Annotated in this window: 14 protein-coding genes and 1 tRNA gene; 5 read left to right on the top strand and 10 right to left on the bottom strand. The window is 73.0% G+C overall.

From position 1 onward, the window contains the following. Positions 1-84: 84 nt before the first annotated feature. The 4 genes from BJ982_RS06310 to BJ982_RS06295 form a co-directional block, all read right to left on the bottom strand. A complete protein-coding gene (locus tag BJ982_RS06310; RefSeq protein ID WP_184877468.1) occupies positions 85-1,404 on the bottom strand; it encodes a hypothetical protein in 1,320 nt (439 codons plus the stop codon). Between the two features lie 34 nt (positions 1,405-1,438). Beyond that, positions 1,439-2,356: a hypothetical protein gene (locus tag BJ982_RS06305; RefSeq protein ID WP_184877466.1), complete on the bottom strand. Its 918-nt coding sequence runs from the start codon at positions 2,354-2,356 to the stop codon at positions 1,439-1,441. Between the two features lie 8 nt (positions 2,357-2,364). Continuing rightward, entirely contained in the window at positions 2,365-2,874 is a 510-nt protein-coding gene (locus BJ982_RS06300) for a hypothetical protein (protein ID WP_184877464.1), read from the bottom strand. Positions 2,875-3,012: 138 nt separating this feature from the next. Next, positions 3,013-3,510 carry a DoxX family membrane protein gene (locus BJ982_RS06295; RefSeq protein WP_184877462.1) on the bottom strand — a complete coding sequence of 166 codons (498 nt, stop codon included), beginning with the start codon at positions 3,508-3,510 and terminating at the stop codon, positions 3,013-3,015. A 718-nt stretch (positions 3,511-4,228) separates the two neighbouring features. Between BJ982_RS06295 and BJ982_RS06290 the strand changes: the two genes are divergently transcribed. Further along, positions 4,229-4,300, top strand: a tRNA-Cys gene (locus BJ982_RS06290). A 43-nt stretch (positions 4,301-4,343) separates the two neighbouring features. Here BJ982_RS06290 and BJ982_RS06285 read toward each other — a convergent pair. The 3 genes from BJ982_RS06285 to BJ982_RS06275 all read right to left on the bottom strand — a co-directional run bounded on the left by BJ982_RS06285 (position 4,344) and on the right by BJ982_RS06275 (position 8,229). Further along, a complete protein-coding gene (locus BJ982_RS06285; protein ID WP_184877459.1) occupies positions 4,344-5,051 on the bottom strand; it encodes an RraA family protein in 708 nt (235 codons plus the stop codon). 34 nt (positions 5,052-5,085) lie between these two features. Continuing rightward, positions 5,086-5,724 (bottom strand): maleylpyruvate isomerase N-terminal domain-containing protein, encoded by a 639-nt coding sequence (locus tag BJ982_RS06280; RefSeq protein WP_184877457.1) that lies wholly within the window; start codon positions 5,722-5,724, stop codon positions 5,086-5,088. Between the two features lie 135 nt (positions 5,725-5,859). Further along, complete coding sequence (locus BJ982_RS06275) at positions 5,860-8,229, bottom strand: NACHT domain-containing protein (protein ID WP_184877455.1); 2,370 nt, start codon at positions 8,227-8,229, stop codon at positions 5,860-5,862. Between the two features lie 304 nt (positions 8,230-8,533). Here BJ982_RS06275 and BJ982_RS06270 point away from each other — a divergent pair, with 304 nt between their 5' ends. From BJ982_RS06270 to panD, 4 genes are all read left to right on the top strand, one after another. Further along, positions 8,534-9,148 (top strand): RNA polymerase sigma factor, encoded by a 615-nt coding sequence (locus BJ982_RS06270; RefSeq protein WP_184877453.1) that lies wholly within the window; start codon positions 8,534-8,536, stop codon positions 9,146-9,148. Further along, positions 9,132-10,220: a hypothetical protein gene (locus tag BJ982_RS06265; protein WP_184877451.1), complete on the top strand. Its 1,089-nt coding sequence runs from the start codon at positions 9,132-9,134 to the stop codon at positions 10,218-10,220. The genes BJ982_RS06270 and BJ982_RS06265 overlap by 17 nt, the downstream gene beginning before the upstream one ends. A 342-nt stretch (positions 10,221-10,562) precedes the next feature. Next, positions 10,563-11,537, top strand: coding sequence for a Ppx/GppA phosphatase family protein (locus BJ982_RS06260; protein WP_203959363.1), 975 nt, complete (start codon positions 10,563-10,565; stop codon positions 11,535-11,537). Between the two features lie 264 nt (positions 11,538-11,801). Further along, positions 11,802-12,248, top strand: a complete 447-nt coding sequence (gene panD / locus BJ982_RS06255; RefSeq protein ID WP_184888476.1) for an aspartate 1-decarboxylase — start codon at positions 11,802-11,804, stop codon at positions 12,246-12,248. Here the strand turns inward: panD and BJ982_RS06250 are convergent. The 3 genes from BJ982_RS06250 to cseB all read right to left on the bottom strand — a co-directional run bounded on the left by BJ982_RS06250 (position 12,232) and on the right by cseB (position 15,226). Then, positions 12,232-13,149: a D-alanyl-D-alanine carboxypeptidase family protein gene (locus BJ982_RS06250; protein WP_184877447.1), complete on the bottom strand. Its 918-nt coding sequence runs from the start codon at positions 13,147-13,149 to the stop codon at positions 12,232-12,234. The two genes, panD and BJ982_RS06250, sit on opposite strands and share 17 nt — an antisense overlap. 113 nt (positions 13,150-13,262) lie before the next feature. After that, the gene (locus BJ982_RS06245) at positions 13,263-14,564 is read right to left on the bottom strand and encodes a sensor histidine kinase (RefSeq protein WP_184877445.1); all 1,302 of its coding nucleotides are present in this window, start codon (positions 14,562-14,564) and stop codon (positions 13,263-13,265) included. Further along, positions 14,561-15,226: a two-component system response regulator CseB gene (gene cseB, locus BJ982_RS06240; RefSeq protein WP_203959362.1), complete on the bottom strand. Its 666-nt coding sequence runs from the start codon at positions 15,224-15,226 to the stop codon at positions 14,561-14,563. Before cseB ends, BJ982_RS06245 begins: the two co-directional genes overlap by 4 nt. Positions 15,227-15,246 lie beyond the last annotated feature (20 nt).

Here is a 15,246-nt window from a genome sequence, read left to right as displayed (position 1 = left end):
CCATACCCGGCACGCACTCCCGCCGTACTCTCAACATCCGATTCGGCGAGCGCGCGTCCGGGATGGCGGCGCCGGGCGGACGACTCAGCCGCGCGTGAAGCCCGCAGGGTCGCCCGCGCCGACCGGGGTCGGGGCGGTCGGGCGGTCGGAGCGGCAGCGCAGCTTCTCGGCCGAGGTCATGGGGCCGGTGCGCTGGTAGACCCGGTCCGGGAGCGTGGTGGCCGCGTGGTCCAGGACGGTGTAGAGCCGCCACTCGGTGTTCGGGTCGGCGGGCGCGGGCGAGGAGGTGAACCACCCCTCGGTGCGGCGGCGGCCCGCCTGGGTCTCGATCCAGGACGCCTCGGAGGGCTGGACGACCTCGGTGACGTTCCGCGTGGTGGTCGTGGTCCAGTCGGGGGCGGCGCCGATTCCGTTGACGTACTGCTGGGCCAGGTTGGTGACGGTGGTCCCGTTCGGCGGCAGCCCCGCGTTGGCGGGCAGGTCACCGTAGGAGCGTCCCCCGAACGTCAGCGGCCGGGCGCGCTTCAGCTCGTTGCGCGTGCAGTTGATGTAGGCGTCCCCGTTGACCTGGGCGGGCTCGTAGTAGCTGTAGGAGTATTCCTCCGCCGGGGTGAAGACGCACCTGGTCACCACGCCGAGGCAGTAGTTGACCGCGTCGGCGACCGGCCTGCTGTCATTGCCGTAGAAGGCCAGCGAGGGCGGCAGGGCGGTCTTCGGGATCGTCTTGTCCACGGGAGGGGGTGCCTGCGTCGCCCGCACGTCGGCGATCAGGGGGCCGCAGCCCCCGCCGGCGTTCGCGCTGTTCGGCACCTGGGAGGTGAAGGTGAGCAGCGGCTCGTACTCGCCGGCGGTGAAGGTGTACGTCTGTCCGGTGCGCCAGACGCCCTTGCCGAGGGTGCCGGCCTTCTTGTCCGGGTCTGGGGCGGTCGTCCTGGTGCTCGCCGCGCCGCCGGTCCCTTCGACGGTGTAGGACTGGCCGTCCGCGACCGAGCCGGGGGTGCAGGCGGCGGCGACGCCGGGGCTGTCGTCGAAGGTGACGGTGACCTGGGCTCCCGGCCGTACGCCGCGCAGCCGCTGCTTGAAGGCGTAGGCGGGCAGGGGGAAGCGCAGCATGACGGCCGCCTTCCCGGCCGGATGCCCGGAGTTCGGCCCGTACCGCGCGACGCCCGACGACGTCCCCGAGCCGTTGGTCGAGCCCACCGACCAGCCCTGGACCGCCGCCCAGTTCGGGTCGGCGGTGAACGCGGGCAGCGCGAAGTCGCCGTTGACGACGGCCACCGGGACGGGCGCGGCCCGTTCGGCGTCCGCGGGCAGGGTGAGCGCGCACAGGCCGAGGCCCAGGACGGCGGCGACACCCGCGGCCCGGACCGATCCGGTCCGGGCACGGCTGAGAAACCTTTTCACAATGATCTCCACGAATGAACGCTCGGGCGGACGGTCAGGGACGGCCGACGGGGAGCGTCACGCGCTCCTTCAGCCGCGCGCCGGGCGGCGGCGCGGTGAGCTCGGTGAGCCCGCCGGCCGCGAGCCGATCGCCGGGGCCGCCGGTCGGGGGCTTGTCCTCCGGCCGCAGCCGCTGGCAGGTCCCGCCGGGCGCGGTCATGGTGCTGGCGAAGAACGTGCTGGTGTTGATGCTGGACGGGCCGTCCACGACGACTTCGCGGATCTGGAGTCCGCCCACGGTGATGGTGCCGGCGATGCGCTGCATGGCGGAGCTGGCGCCGAACACCAGGGCGTCGCCGGACGGCACGGTGACGTCGTAGCTGGTCGACTCGGTGTTCTCCGTCGTCCAGGTGCGCTGGTACTGGAGCTGGAAGGCGCCCTCGAACGCACCCTTCACGCCGAGCGAGCCGGAGATCTTCCCGCTGCCGTTGGCGCCGGCCTTGGCCCCGACCGTGGCGGAGGGGCCCTGCTGCTTGTTGGGCGTGTCGAAGCTGCCGTTGCCCTCGGCGTTGACGCCGCCCGTGATCTCGCCGGAGCCGTTGACCGAGCCCTCCGCGGAGATCTTCCCGGCGATGTGGCCGCCGAGGTTGTCGGAGGTGGAGGTCCGCAGCGTGACCTGCCGGGTCACCTTGATCGAGTGGAGGGTGCAGTTGATGACCGCGTTCCCCAGGGACTTCACCGCACTGTAGTACTCGCCGGAGGCGCTCTTGTCGATGGTGAAGCGGCAGTCGCCGGGGCGCTCGGCGCAGCGCTCGGTGACCTTCGCCACCGAGGACAGAGGCTTGTCGCCGTCGAAGGCCTGCGCGACGGGCATATCGGGCGACGGGGACGCCTGCCCGGCGTACGCGGCGTGCGCGGGCGTGCACAGGGCGGCGGCGAGGACCGGCGCCGTCCATCTGATGCGTGCGCTCATGGCGGTCATCACTTCATCAGCTCGCAGACGCCGGTGAGCTGGGAGGCGTCCCCTCGGACCAGCGGGCCCAGCGCCGCGGCGAACGCGTCGCACGCCCCGGCGACGGCCGGGGCGGCGTTGTCCGCCGGCGCGGGCTTGAACGCCTCCAGCGCCTGCCGGGTGTCGTCCAGGCCCTTGTGCTGCTCGGCGCCGTCGCCGATGAGGTTCGCCATGCACTCCTTGGACTCCGGAGCGCACTTCTCGGCCCTCTCCTTGGCCGCGGCGATGTCCTTCTCGGCCGTCGCCGCGGCCTTCTTGGCCTCCTCGCGCCCGGCGTCGACGCTTTCGCGTTCCTGCGCGGGCGCGCCGCAGGGTTTCGGCTCCCCGCCCGGGCACGGTTCCTCGGCGGGAGGATCGAGCGCCCGCCCGGGGAGGCCGGCGGTCGCCGCGGCGGCCATGGGGGCGAGGCCGCAGACGGCGGCGATCGCCATCCCTGAGATGAGCATGGCCATGCGGCCGGTCACGCGGATGGTGTGCATGTCCTTCTTCCGGCATCGAGTCGTCGGATAGGGGCACCGAGGAGGTGCATGCACACCGTAGTGATCCGATCACGTCACGTCATGATCGCCACGCCTGTCGCGGCGATCGGCCACGGCTGCGCGTGCCGGGGCCGGAGGTCAGGGCTGGACGGGGCCGCTGTCGCCGGTTCGCGAGGGCAGGGTGGCGGCCACGAGGAGGGTGGCGGCGATCAGGACCACGTTCTTGACGACGAACTCGCCCTCCATGGTGAGCATGAGGACGTTGCCGCCCTTGAAGGCGGTGTCGGGGCGGACCACCAGGACGAGGAACGTCCCGGCCAGGTGGCATAACAACGCGACCAGGACCGGGCGCAGCCACCTGTTGATCACCAGGAGTACGCCCACGGCGATCTCGAAGAGGCCGAGCGCGGGCACCAGGATCGACGCCGGGACGGGGACGAAGGAGAGCGTGTCGGCGACCAGGTCGCCCACGGGGGTGGCGTTCGCGACCTTCAGCGCGCCGAACCAGAGGAACACCAGGCCGAGGGCCCAGCGCATCACGTCGGGGGCGCGCCTGCGCAGCAGGGCGACGAGGGTGGCCTCGATACCGGCCACTGGCTGCTGGGGCGGCCTGCGCCGACGGTTCACGGTTGGCATCGCGGTCTCCTTCGCGTGTCGCGCCCGCACGTGCCCGTGTCCCGCCGTGGCGAGCATGAGCGGGAGGTGGGTCGAAGTGGGCGCCGCGATCGGAAGAGGCATCATCGTGCCTGGTCCCCTCGACGACGCTCGACTTTCTTTTAGGAAAGTTTCCTAAGAGTTGTTTTGATCGTAGCTTTACCCCCGATTTGTCACAAGACCTCGGATCGCGGTCGGACGCCGCGGCGGGGCGGGCCCTCGACCCCCCGGAGGCCGCGACGGCTCCGAGGGGGCCGCCGCGGGCCGCCGGCGGCGTGCCGGGCGGGGCGCGGAGCCGGCGCGCGGCGGAAAGAAATCAATCAGGGGCGAGTGCATTCACGTTCGAGATTGACTGCGTTGATATCGGTGCCTAGTATTGATTTCGCATGGAGCGGCCGGGCCCTGAGTTCGCGGCCCCGCTCCCCGGACGAAGAAGGCAGGAGCCACATGATGGGCACGAGGTCGGCGGTCATGAAGCCGCACGCCGCCCACGGTGGGAGCCTCTCGTCCTGTTGTTGTCGCGCCTAGTCGCGCGTCCTCCCAGCTCACTTCACCCTTCTGTGCTCGCGGACGGCATTTCCGTGTGGCGCGACGCCGGGTGTCTCCCTTCTTCCTTCAGTCCATGAAATGGTCTGTCGACTATTCCTAAACGCTTTCCGCCATTCCTGAATTTCAGGCGTGGCGCGAAATTCCAGGACACGGCCGTGTGCCCGAGTGGCTCAGGGAACCGCCTGCAAAGCGGTGTACGCCGGTTCGATTCCGGTCACGGCCTCGACACGGCGGGGCGGCCCCGTACGGGACCGCCCCGCCGCCCGTCATTCCTCGATGGCCCCGCCCACGGCACGCAGGTGCTCGCGGAAGGTCAGCGCGGGGTTCTCCTTGCGCCGCTCCAGGTAGACGCCGAAACGCACCTGCTCGCGCAGCGAGGAGCCCGAGCGGATCCGCTCGGCCTGGCGGCGCTCGGTGTCGCGGATCTTCTCCGCGAGCGTGAGCAGCTCGCCGACCCGGTCCCCGGGGACGAACAGCACACCGTCGTCGTCGCCGAGCGCCACGTCCGCGCGGCCCACCGTCCACTCGCCGACGGTCGCGGAGTCCAGCGCGTCGCCCGGCCGCGCGTCGAGCTTCAGCGGCCCGGTCGAGGTCGCGCCGACGCTGAAGACCGGCAGGCCGATCGCCAGGATGTCGGCCGTGTCGCGGTGCAGGCCCCAGATCACGATGCCGTCCAGCCCGGCCGCCCGCGCCTCCAGCACGACCAGGTCGCCGACGCACGCCTCGTCCACGCGCCCGCCGTTGTCGACGACCAGCACGTCGCCGGGCGCGGCCTCGTGGAACGCCTCCAGGAAGATGTCCACGCTGCCGGCGTGCCGCGCGGGCGCCACCCGTCCCGCCAGCCGCGTCCCGGGCAGCACCGGGCGCACCGGCGCGGGGGCGCAGCGCACCGGGACCTCAGCGCGGATGCACGCGTCCGCGAGGTGGGCCGTGGTCAGCGTGGCGAAACGCTCGCGAAGCTCCGCATGATCCATGATGTGTCCCTTTCCTCGGTGATCCCTGGGCGGCTCAGAACGCGGCGATGCCGGCGGGGGCGCGCTCGGCGCGGCTGAAGGCGCGCAGCACGTTCGTCGCGCCGTGGCGGCGCACGGCCAGGCGCGACAGCAGGTCGACCACCGTGTCCACGGCGGTCGCGGGGATCGGCGGGGTGGGCACGCCCACGCTGACGGCCAGGTCGTCGGAGTGGACGGCCAGCTCCATCATGCGCGTCACCAGCAGGTCGTCCAGCAGCAGCGACCACGGCCCCCACAGCGGGACGCGCACCGGCCGGTTCTCCGCGCGCGGCAGCCCGTCCGACAGCTCCTCCACGGTGGCGTCCACGAGCGCCGCCAGCGCCTCCGGCCCGTCGGCGGCGACCTGCTCGCCACCCTCCCGGATGCGGACGTTGAAGTCGTCGTCGACGGACTTGCCGATCCACTCCGCGCGGCCGTAGTGGTCCAGAAGGGAGATGGTCGGTTCCTCCGGCACAGGGGAGTTCAGGATGCGGGAAATGATCAGGATCTGGTACGCCAGGTGGCCGGCGAGCCCGCTCACGCGGAACTCCGCCAACGCGCTCGGCTTGTCCCAGGCGGCGGCCACCGCGGGATCGCGCAGCAGGTTCGCCGCCGCACGGGCCGTTGCGAGAAAGTCGTCCTTGATAGCGGTCATCGCGTTCTCCCTTGTGAGAATCTCGCCCATGAGCCGTCCGATGGCCGTCCGGACCGGTCGGCCGGACGTCCCGGGCTCTACATTCCCACAGCCGCGCGGCGGCGGAAGCCCCGATTTCGGCCGCGCCGCGGGCGGTCACCTGTTCCGCGCCAGCCAGCTCTGCAGCTCGCGGTGCCGGAACTGGTACGCCGTGCCCGCGGTGCGCAGCAGGCCCGCCGCGCACGCCCACCGGCAGAAGGACGCCACCCGCCACGGCAGCCGTCCCCGCAGCGCGGCCATGGGGACGGCGATGGCGTACCTGGCCGCCGTGCCTCCCGCCATCAGCCCGATGGCGATGCCGACGAACAGGCCGGTCCGCACCCCGAGGGCGGGCCCGCCGATCAGACCCGCGAAGCCGCCGGTCACGACGCCGAACGCCAGCCCCGCCGCCACCCCCGCCCGCAGGTCGTCGCGGATGGCGCGCTGCGGGGAGTCCAGGTCGGCCCACGGCTCCCACGCCCGCCGCTTGTCGTCCAGCCCCACGAGGAGCCAGCCTGCGATCCCGCTCAAGAGGGTGAGGGATCCCACCACCGCCAGCGCCGTCTTCAGCCCCGTGCCGAGCCCGGGCTGCAGCCACAGGCCCGCCTGGTCGTCGCTGTGCGCGATCCCGCCCAACCCCGCGGTGAGCGCCAGAGGCAGCGCGCACATCAGCCCGCCCATGAGGCCGAGCCCGAGGCCCGCGTCCATTCCCTGCCTGCGGTCGTGGAAGGAGACCTTCGCCCGGGTGCGGACGCTCGGCGGCCTCCACCACACGCCGAAGACCGGCGCGACGGCCGCGACCGCGAAGCCGGTCACCACCAGCCCGAAGGCCTGCCAGGCGGCGGGCATCCACTGCGCGTGCACCAGGTGGGACACCCACGCCGTGACGTCGCCGAAGGAGGTCAGCCCTGTCACCGTGGCGCCCGCCGCCAGCATGGCCGCGATGGCCAGCCCCGCGTGGACCAGGCGGGGCGCGAGCGAGCCGCCCATCGGCCACAGCAGGTGCGGCACGATGTCCACCGCCGACATCTCGGTGGGCGCCAGGCGCGGGTCCGGCTCCGGAGCGGAGCTCTCGGCGGGGAGCGGCACCATGATCGTCCAGTCCCCGGCGAACATGTACGGCGCCACGGGGGCGTGGTGGCGACGCTCCGGCGGCTCGGGGGCGGGCGGGTGGCGGACGGCGTACCCGCGCTGCCAGTCCAGGTGGCGCGCGAGGTGGGCCAGCCAGCGTTCGACCTGCTCGGGACGGTGGCGTCCGCCCGCGGCGCGCACCGCGGCCGGGACGAACGCGGCGAGCAGGGCGGGCTTCGGCGCGGCTCCGTTCGCGCGCCCGGCGTCGCCGCGCAGCAGCTCGGCCGCGACGGAGGGATCGGCCTCGATCGCGGTGGCGGCCAGCGTCATCCGCCACGGCGTGGCCAGCAGCCGCCTCAGGCCGGCGTGGTCCTCCAGGGCCACCAGCAGGGGCTCCCAGGCGCGCCGCGCCTTCGGCAGCCGGCCCCGGTACCGCTCGGTGAGGTAGCCGGTGATCTGCTGGACGGTGAGCGGGCGGATGGCGACCGTGCGGGCGCGGTCGAGCGTCTCCTCGTGCCGGTCCAGGTCGGCGTGGCGGCCCGGCCGGGTGGTCACGACCACGGGCGCGTACTTGTGCTCCTCGGCGGCGTAGAACGTGTTGAGCTCGGCCAGCAGGGCCGCCGCCCGGCGCGGCGCGGTCCCGGCGTCCTCCGCGGCAGGCTCGGGGTCCATCTCGTCCAGGCCGTCCAGCACGGGCAGGATCCGCCGCTCGGCGACCAGCCGCGCCGCGTCCGCGGAGGGCAGGCCGTACGCCTTGATCTGGTCGGCGAGCCAGTCAGGGAACGGCCGGTCGGTGGTCCAGGACGCGGCGCTCAGCCGCACCGGCACGGGATCCTTCGCGTCCGGGTCGTCCATGATCGCCTTGGCGCGGCGCATCACCAGGTGGATGGCCAGGACCGTCTTGCCCGAGCCCTTGTCGCCCACGATGACGAGCCGGCCGTCGGGCAGGCCGTCGTAGAAGCCGGCGATGTCCTCCAGCGTTCCCGACGCGCCGTCGCCCTCGTCCGGGGTCTCCCGCCAGGACAGCAGCCGCACCGCCGTCTGCCACGTGCGCCGCGCGAGGCCGTCGGCGAGCCCTCCCGGCGGTTCGCCGTCGAGGGAGTCGAAGGCGACGTCGGCGGCGGGGACGACCGGGCCGAGCAGCGCGTCGCGTGCCGCCTTCTCCTGCCGGTAGACCCGCCGGGCCAGCCTCACGTGCGCCGGAGCCCTCGCCTCCTCGCCGCGCCGCGCCGGGTCGAAGCGGGGGAACACCAGCATGGTGAGGACGGTCCCCGCCAGGGAGAAGACCATCGCGACCACACCCCAGTGACGGCTCCACTCGCGGCCGTCGAACACCTGGTTCACCGCGACGCCGCACAGCACCGAGAACAGCGAGATGGCGACGATCAGCAGTGACGCCCTCGTCCAGCGCTTCACTCGCCCAGCCCTCCGCCGTCGCGGCCGCGGCCGTGCGCGCCGATCCGCCAGACATCCCGAGGCCACCGTCGGGCACGCGGCCGGCGCTACCGGATGGTATGCCCCACTTGTAATCGTCACGCACCGAAGCCGAGACCGACCGCGACAGTCCCCGGGAAATTCTCGGATTTCCTTTCCCGATCATGCTCGCTGGGGCCTCTTCTATGAGAGCGCGTACACGAGCCAGGGAGAGAGGAGCCGGTGTGAGGGATCCCGCGACAGGTGGCGGCCGGACCAGGGGATCGGAACGCCGGTGGTCGTCTCGATGACCTCCGACGAATCCTCCGTGCGGCCCTCCGTCGACTGGACGCCGAGGGACGCCGGCCGGCCGCCCGACACGAGGCTGGCCGCGATGCGGGCGGGCTTCCTCGCCCTCTTCGAGGACGAGTACCACAAGGTCGCCCGGTTCGTGATGGTCAACGGAGCCGGCAGGGAAGAGGCGCTGGACGCCACCCAGGCCGCCTTCGCCGAGGCGTGGCTCCTCATCCAGCGCCGCCCCGAGCAGTGGGAGGCCGTGCGCGACCCGCGCGCGTGGATACGCACCATCGCGCTGCGCACCTACCGGCGGCCGCCCGACCGGCGGCGCGAACCACCGACCGTCCTCCGCAGCGGCCCGGACGAGACCGCCTGGAGCGGCCAGGACCCCGGCGAGCTGACCGCGCAGACCCTGCACGTCCTGCAGGCCCTGCGCCGGTTACCGCCGGACGTGCGGACCGCCATGGCCTTCCACATCGACGGGTTCCGGCCGGTGGACATCGCCGTCGAGCTCGGCGTCACCGACCAGCAGGCGCGCGACCTGCTGAAGAAGGGCCGCAGGATTCTCACGCGCGAGGCGGACGTCATCATGGCACGAAGGGGGACCGATGAGCGCCGACCATGACCTTCCCGCGGGCGACGAGGACGCCGCCCTGGACGCCCTGCTGGACGCGGCGGCGCGCGAGCTGGACCAGCGCCTGCGCGCGTCGGCCGGGCTCGACCGTGCGCTGCTCCGGTTCATGGTCGTCGCGCAGGACCAGCCGCCGTCCCGGGCCGCGGGCCGTCCCGGCGGCGATACGGCCACCTCGATCATCGCGATCCGGGCGAAGGTCCACAACCTGCGGCAGGACCTGGCCCTGCTCCGCGGCCTCGACCGCGGCCGCGAGTACGACCGCCAGCTCGAACGGCCCCGCGACCCGGTGCGCGACGTCGTGCACGACGACCTGCGCGACGGCATGCTCGGCCACGCCCGCGAGCTGGTCCGGGAGCTGTACCTCGCGGGCGCCCCGGGCGGTGTCGTGGACCGCGCGGAAGACCTCGTGCGCGCGCTCACGATGGACCGCGAGGTCAGCCTCCTGCTCGTGCGGGCGCGGACGCTGGCCCGCACCCTCACCATCCTGGACGCGCTCGGGCTCGGCGCGGGGCAGTACGCCGACGTCTTCGCCCGCTTCCAGGTGCGCGGGCGGGTCCACGAACTGGCCGGGATGCTCGACGGCGTGCGCGGCCTCAACAGCCCGCTCAACTGGGCCGTCGACCTCGGCCGCGCCGCCGACAGGATCCGCAGGATCGACCGTGACGTCGCCGCCGTGCTCGCCCAGGCCGGGGACGTCGTCGGCACGATCAGCCTGGTCCGCGACTGGAAGCGCGTCCTCGCCGGCGCCTACCGCCTGGAGGACGACCTCGCCAGGGCCTACCCCTCCGACCTGACGAGCGACCTCATCGGTGACCTGATCGACGACCTCATCCACGACCTGGGGGCGGTCGACGTCGACGCCTCGGGTCTGGACCTGCGGCATCTGGACCTGCAGGAGGTGGACGCGCTGGCGGGGGTTCTGTGGACGCTCGACACCGTCTGGCCGGTCCGGATAGCCGGCCAGGTCAGGGCCCGGTCCAAGGAGATCATCCCCGGCGTGTTCCGCGTGCGCGGCCCGGGCACCGAGCACGAGATCGAGGACCATTCCGCCCCCGCGCATTGACCGGACCGCGCGTGTCAATGAACGATGACACGTCCAGTGCGTGACAAGTTGGTGAATTTCACCTGTATTGCGGGCATGAAACTTGACTACGACACCACAGCGGCACTGCGGCGAGGCGTTCGAATGCCGTAAAGACCGGTCAAACCGGTCGAATGCGATGAAAGGCTATAGTCCGGTCGTTCTGGTGGGGTGAGGCACCCCTGAACGTCGTGCGGTCACCCCCCGGATCAGGCTCGCGACGGGAGAGCCGGTCCGCTAGTCGGGTAGTGGGCCCCGTGAGAGGCGGTGGAGATGCGGCAGGCAGGGGTTCTGGACGTCGGGTGCCACAGTGCCCTTCTGACCGTGGTGCGGCGGCCCCGGAAGAAGGGCGCCCTGGAGACGGTGACGTCGCGCAAGGTGCGGCTGGGGCTGCACACCATGCTCAAGCCGGACGGACGCCTCGGCGAGCGCGGCATGCGCAGCGTCCAGCAGGCGGTGGCCGAGACCATCGGCGCGGGCCCGGACGACGGCGAGGTGTTCGCGTTCGCCACCTCCGTCATCCGCGACGCCCCCGACCGCGAGGAGGTGATCGCCCACGTCGCCAGCACCACTGGCACCCTCCTCCGCGTCCTCCCGGGCAAGGAAGAGGCGCGCTTGGCCTACGTGGCCGCCCGCCAGTGGACCCGCACCTTCCCCCACCCGGCCTCCACCTCTCAGCCTCACCCGGCCTCTGGCCCGGCATACGAGCTCTCATCCGGCGTGGCGCACGAGTCCTCATCCGGTCAGCTGTACGCGCCCACGTCCGGTCCGACGCTCGTGCTGGACATCGGCGGAGGCACCGTCGAGCTGGCGTACGGCACCGGCGAGGAGCCCGACGTCGTGCACTCGCTGCCCCTCGGCGCCAGGACCGTCACCCGGCGGTGGCTGCCGGGCGGCATGGCCTGCTCCCCGCGGCACCTGCGCGAGGTGCGGCGCCGGCTCCGCAAGAGCCTCGGCGCGCTCCCGGGCCTGCCCGCCCCGGCCTCCGGGGTGCGCGTGCTGGCCTCCTCCAAGACCTTCTCCCAGCTCGCCCGCTTAGCCGCCGCCCACCCCGGCGAACACGGCACCCGCCGCCACCTCACCCTCCCCGGCGTCCGCGCGTCCCTGGCCCTCCTCGCCGGCACCGCCGTCCCCGCCCGCGGCACCCTCCCCGGCATCAGCCCCCACCGCGCCGAACAATCCCTCGCCGGCGCCCTGATAGCCGAAGCCCTCATGCACACCTACGCCACCCCCACCGTGGAAATCTGCCCCTGGTCCACCCGCGAGGGCCTCCTCCTCGAACGCCTCGCCTCCCGCTGAACGCCGAGACCCTTCGGTCACGGCACCGGATTGCACGGACAGCCGCAGGCGCATGCGGTCCCGTCCCTGGTTCGCGGCCTCGACGTTCCGGGCGAGCGCCGTCACGAAGGCGCCGAGGATGGTCGCGGCGTCGCCGGGTCGGTCATCGGTTCGCCTGTCGCCGTAGAGTGCGGTCGCCATGTCGTCTGGTTCTTCCGCTTCTGTGAAGAATCGCAGCCAGACGACCGACGACGAGGTGTGACGCATGTCGGAGAGGACACGCCGATGTACCGGACGATGCTCAAGTCCAAGATCCACCGGGCGACCGTGACCCAGTGCGACCTGCACTATGTGGGATCGCTGACCATTGACGCCGACCTCATGGAGGCCGCCGACCTGCTGCCCGGCGAACTGGTCCACGTCGTGGACATCGACAATGGCAACCGCCTGGAGACCTACGTGATCGAGGGGGAGCGCGGCAGCGGGATCATCGGCGTCAACGGCGCCGCGGCCCGGCTCGTCCACAAGGGCGACCTGGTCATCGTGATCTCGTACGCGACGGTGAGCGACGCCGAGGCCCGCGCGCTGCGGCCCAGCGTCGTGTTCGTGGACGCGGACAACCGGATCGTCAGCCTGGACGACGGCCTCTCCGGCGTGCCGGCGGGCCACGGCCTGCGGCCCGGGAACCTGGCGGCCGAGGAGCCGGCCCCGCCGCTCACGCGCGGCGGATGACGAGACGAGCCGGGCGGGTCAGGGAGTGGGGTGCGGATGTGAGGAGCCATCGTTCGACCGCGGCGCTCATCTTCTCGCCGGCCTCCAGGGCCGCCGCCTTGGCGGCGACGGGGGTGACGCCGGTCGCCTGGCCGAGGATCACGCCGAGCACCAGGCGGCTCCGTACGCGGGAGGCCCACATCAGGTTGCCGCCCGCGGCGGTGCCGGAGCCGGTCTTGATGCCGATGACGCCATGCTTGTTCAACAGCGTGTTGGTGTTGGGCAGCCTTCTCGCCTCGCCGGGGACGGCGGTGTCGGCCCGCGCCACCACCTCGCGGAAGACGGGGTCGCGCATCGCCCGCGCGGCGAGTTTGAGCTGGTCGGCCGCGGTGCTGACGGTGCTGTCCTCGGCGCCGCTCGCTCCCGTGTACCGGGTGTCGTCCATGTCCAGGCGGCGGGCGACGGCGTTCATCCGCGCGACGAAGCGCGGCTGCGAACCGGCGTCCCAGCGGGCCAGAAGGCGCGCCACGTTGTTGCCGGACGGCACCATCATCAGCTCCAGCAGAGGCCGCAGCCGTATCCGGCTGCCCTCCCTGACCGGGACGGTGGATTCCTGCGGCGCGTAGGACTCGTCGGCGGCCATGCGGTCCACCGTGATGGCCGGGCCGTCGTCGCCGGGCCTGAGCGGGTGGCCGCGCAGGATCACGTAGGCCGTCATGACCTTCGCCACGCTGGCGATGGGGACGGGGCGCGGGTCGCCGCTGACGCCCAGGCTGCCCACGCCTTCCACCTCGACCGCCGCCTGGCCTTCCTCCGGCCATGGCAGCGGTACGCCGGGCACGGCGGCTCCGGAGACGGACGGCACGCTCCCGCATCCGGCGAGGACGCCCGCCAGGAGGAGGAGCATCAAGGAACGTCGCATGGCGGACAGCGTGCGCCGCTCATGTGTCCGTACGGCCGCGCCGGTGTCTCCGCCCGGGCTTGACCGTGTATCAGCCGTGTATCACGCCGTGCCGGCCTGTATCGGCCCGTGTGTCAGCGTGGTGACTCCGGCGCCCGGCGGGGGAGGCGGAGGGTGGCGACGGCGCCGCCGTCGTGGGCGTTGGCCAGGGTGAGGTCGGCGCCTATGACGCCGGCCTGGCCCAGCGCGATCGTCAGCCCGAGGCCGTGGCCGCGACCGCGTTCGGCGGCGCCGGTGCGAAAGCGTCTCGGGCCGTCGCTCAGCAGCTCCGGAGGGAAACCCGGCCCGTGGTCGCGCACCTCGATCGCATGGTCCTCCACCGTGATCTCCACGGGCGGCTCGCCGTGGCGGCAGGCGTTCAGGACGAGGTTGGCGACGATCCTGTCCAGACGGCGCGGGTCGGTCTCGGCCACCGGGTCGCCCGAGGCCACCACACGCGCGTCCACCCCCACGCGGGCCGCGGACCGTTCGGCCAGCTCGGCCAGCGGCACCCGGATCCGCTCGGCCACCTCGGCGCCCGCGTCCAGCCGGGACACCTCCAGCAGGTCCTCGACCAGCGCGCGCAGCACGCGCAGGCGGTCGCGCACCAGATCGGCGGCCTCGCCGTCGTCCAGCAGCTCGGCCGCGGCGAGCATGCCCATCAGCGGGGTACGCAGGTCGTGGGCGACGTCGGCGGTGAACCGCTGCTCGGCCAGCAACCGGTACTGAAGGCTCGCCGCCATGGAGTCCACGGCGGCGGAGATGCCGGCGATCTCGTCGGACCCGGCCCAGCGCGCCAGGCCGCGCGGGCCGGTGGCGTGCCCCTTCCCGCCGACGCGGGCGTCCAGGTCGCCGTCCGCGATCCTGCGGGCGGTGACGGCGACGCGCCGCAGCCGCCGGTTGGCGAGCTCGGCCAGGCCCACGGAGACCGGCACCACGACGACGAGCGCGGTCAGCGCGGCCCGGACCATGGCGCGGTCGAGGGCGCGCAGCCTGAGCCGCTCCGAGCCCATCTCGATCCGGGAGGTGGCGACGCGGCCGCCGTCCACCCGCTGCGCCGCCCACATCCACGGCTGTTCGGGGTTCCTGTCGTCGTACCAGGTGGCGGACGACGGCCAGGCCGTGGACGACGCCGCGGCGAGTCGCTCGCGCAGGGGCGGGGGCAGGTCGTCCGGTGACTTGATCCATTCGGTCCACGGGGCGGACGCCTCGGCGGGGGCGCCCGCGCGGTAGTCCTTGGCGATCGTCTCGGCCGACTCCAGTGCCCGCGCCTCGCCCAGCCACATCGCGCGCTCAAGGGTCGTGCGGTGGACGAGCGCGCCGACGACGGCCGCGACCGCGCAGCACGCCAAAGTGATCAGGGCCGCGACCTTCCAGCGCAGCGAGACGTGCCTCATGACCGGCGCAGTTTGTAGCCGAACCCGCGCACGGTCTCGATACGGTCGGCGCCGATCTTCTTGCGCAGCCGCTGCACGCACAGGTCGACGACGCGGCTGTCGCCGTCCCACCCGTAGTCCCACACGGTGCGGAGCAGGGTGGCGCGCTCCAGCACGATCCCGGGGTTGGCCGCGAACTCCAGGAGCAGCCGCAGCTCGGTCGGCGCCAGCTCGACCGCCCGTCCGCCGAGCCGTACCTCCAGCGCGGCCGGGTCCACGGTCAGCTCACCGAACGTGAGCACGCCGGACAGGGGCGCGGGTGTGGTGGCGCGGCGCAGCAGCGACCTGATCCGGGCGACCAGCACCGGGATGTCGACGGGCTTGACGACGTAGTCGTCGGCCCCGGCCTCCAGCCCCGACACCACGTCCAGCGAGTCGCCGCGCGCCGACATCATCAGGATCGGCACCTGGCTGGACTCCCTGATCCTGCGGCACAGGCCGATGCCGTCCAGCCCGGGGAGCATCACGTCGAGCACGAGCAGGTCGTGGCCGCCCGCCAGGAAGGCCTCCAGGCCGCCCAGACCGTCGGCGGCGGTGGCGAGACGGTAGCCGTACCGCTCCAGGGCCATCGCGACGGTCTTGCGGATCACGTCGTCGTCCTCGACGAGCAGGATGGAGGTCACCCTGTACCTTACGCGCCCGC

This window comes from Sphaerisporangium siamense (genome assembly GCF_014205275.1).
Classification (GTDB): domain Bacteria; phylum Actinomycetota; class Actinomycetes; order Streptosporangiales; family Streptosporangiaceae; genus Sphaerisporangium; species Sphaerisporangium siamense.
The sequence above is the reverse complement of the archived record's forward strand: the minus strand, read 5'-3'. Positions and strand labels throughout refer to the sequence as shown.

Bases quoted from the DNA above. Each gene is read 5' to 3' on its own strand.
- BJ982_RS06285 (WP_184877459.1), bottom strand. From the start codon at position 5,051: ATGGATCATGCGGAGCTTCGCGAGCGTTTCGCCACGCTGACCACGGCC.
- BJ982_RS06300 (WP_184877464.1), bottom strand. From the start codon at position 2,874: ATGCACACCATCCGCGTGACCGGCCGCATGGCCATGCTCATCTCAGGG.
- BJ982_RS06305 (WP_184877466.1), bottom strand. From the start codon at position 2,356: ATGAGCGCACGCATCAGATGGACGGCGCCGGTCCTCGCCGCCGCCCTG.
- BJ982_RS06265 (WP_184877451.1), top strand. From the start codon at position 9,132: ATGAGCGCCGACCATGACCTTCCCGCGGGCGACGAGGACGCCGCCCTG.
- BJ982_RS06280 (WP_184877457.1), bottom strand. From the start codon at position 5,724: ATGACCGCTATCAAGGACGACTTTCTCGCAACGGCCCGTGCGGCGGCG.
- BJ982_RS06270 (WP_184877453.1), top strand. From the start codon at position 8,534: ATGACCTCCGACGAATCCTCCGTGCGGCCCTCCGTCGACTGGACGCCG.
- BJ982_RS06245 (WP_184877445.1), bottom strand. From the start codon at position 14,564: ATGAGGCACGTCTCGCTGCGCTGGAAGGTCGCGGCCCTGATCACTTTG.
- BJ982_RS06295 (WP_184877462.1), bottom strand. From the start codon at position 3,510: ATGCCAACCGTGAACCGTCGGCGCAGGCCGCCCCAGCAGCCAGTGGCC.
- panD (WP_184888476.1), top strand. From the start codon at position 11,802: ATGTACCGGACGATGCTCAAGTCCAAGATCCACCGGGCGACCGTGACC.
- BJ982_RS06250 (WP_184877447.1), bottom strand. From the start codon at position 13,149: ATGCGACGTTCCTTGATGCTCCTCCTCCTGGCGGGCGTCCTCGCCGGA.